This is a genomic window from Synechococcus sp. H55.9, from assembly GCF_047462355.1.
In the GTDB taxonomy this organism is placed as follows: domain Bacteria; phylum Cyanobacteriota; class Cyanobacteriia; order Thermostichales; family Thermostichaceae; genus Thermostichus.
The window spans coordinates 1-1424 of record NZ_JANSJB010000181.1 but is presented as its reverse complement, the minus strand read 5'-3'; the positions used below and the strand labels follow the sequence as shown (position 1 = coordinate 1424).

Below are 1424 nucleotides of genomic sequence, written 5' to 3'. Positions count from 1 at the left end.
GCCCCTGCTGCGGCTGTACTCCGAAGCCAAAACCCCAGAAGCAGTCAATCATCTGCTGGATTGGGCAGCCGGCTTGGTCAACACAAAGGGATAGCTTGGTAGCTCCGCACTTTAGTGCGGGGAAGAAAAGCCCGTAAGCAACTTTAGATGCTTGCCAACGGTGCTCACAGGCAGTATGTCTGTCGATGAGGTGCACCGTTTCCAGGCGAGCACCTACCACGGTGAAAAACCCGACCGGTGACAAACGCCCAGGAGATAGCAACATCTCAGCCAACCTGCAAGGACTCCGTCCCGCTGACGCGAACAGAAAAGTAAGCAGAACTTTGGCGCCTTGCTTTAAGGAACTGTGTAGCGGCGTCTTGACAGCACCTTTGCGACTCCGTTTCTGGGCTACGTAAGAATTCCTCGCCTCTAGGCGGGGAGAGTGTCAAAACAGCTTCCCACCCCAAATCATCTTTTAAACAAGAGCCGGGGGCGATCGCAGCAGCACCACGGAGCGCCATCCCTAGCTCCCCTCTCCCTGGGGGAGAGGGGGCGGGGGTGAGGGTTGACCCTCAGGGAGAGGGGTTGAGGGTGAGAAAATTACTAGTGCAGGAGTCGAGATGACGCCAGGCTCTAGAAGAAAGTTACACTGACAGGTGGAGCTACTACTGGGGCTGCCTCATTGCTGGTGAGCGTGGTAGCAGGGTTGATGTAAGTGCCCGCTGTACTAGAGGTAACACTCACTAAAATTGTGCAGCTAGTGTTAGCAGGCAGAGTTCCATTCGAGAAAATGATAGACGTTCCACCAACCGCTACATTAAGTACGCCACCGCAATTATTTGTAAACGCGAGAGGAGGGCCAGCAATAACCAGTCCAGTAGGCAAGCTATCTGTGAAGGCAAGACCTGTTAGAGGGGTAGCTGTGTTATTGGTGATGGTAAACGTCAAAAATACAGGAGTGCTAGCTAGGGAAGGTACAGTTGGAAATGTTTTGGCGAAAACTAGCTAAGGCGCACCCACCACAAGAGTTACAGGTGCGCTTTGAACAGGAGGAGCTTGGTTACTGGTGAGAGTTACAGGAGGATTAATGTAAGTGCCTATACTTGCAGAAACCTGAACAGTAACTGCACAAGTGGAATTGGCGGCCAGTGTTCCATTGTTCAGAGCGATTGAGGATCCACCTGCAACAGCGCTGCCGCCACAGGTATTGGTGATGTTGGGAGGAGTGGCAACAAATAGACCTGCAGGCAAGCTATCCGCGAAATTGAGGCCGGTCAGTTGAACTCCAGAGCTATTAACAATCGTGAAGCTAACCGTCACGGTTACAGGAGCAACCACCGATGAGGCAGGGTTAAAGCTCTTGGTAAAGGTTGGAGCAGCCAAGGGGGCCGGAGGCAACCCAACAATGCTGGGAGAAGGGTTGGGGCTGGGCAAGGGCGGGA

General features: G+C 53.3%; 1 protein-coding gene and 1 pseudogene. Both read right to left on the bottom strand.

What is annotated here, in order from left to right; all coding sequences use genetic code 11:
• Nucleotides 1-615: 615 nt before the first annotated feature.
• A pseudogene (locus tag NW857_RS12950) lies at nt 616-963 on the bottom strand (hypothetical protein); the annotation flags it as partial.
• A gap of 24 nt (nt 964-987) precedes the next feature.
• Nucleotides 988-1424 (bottom strand): hypothetical protein (locus NW857_RS12945; RefSeq protein ID WP_414369198.1); only part of this gene is annotated, 437 nt, incomplete at its 5' end.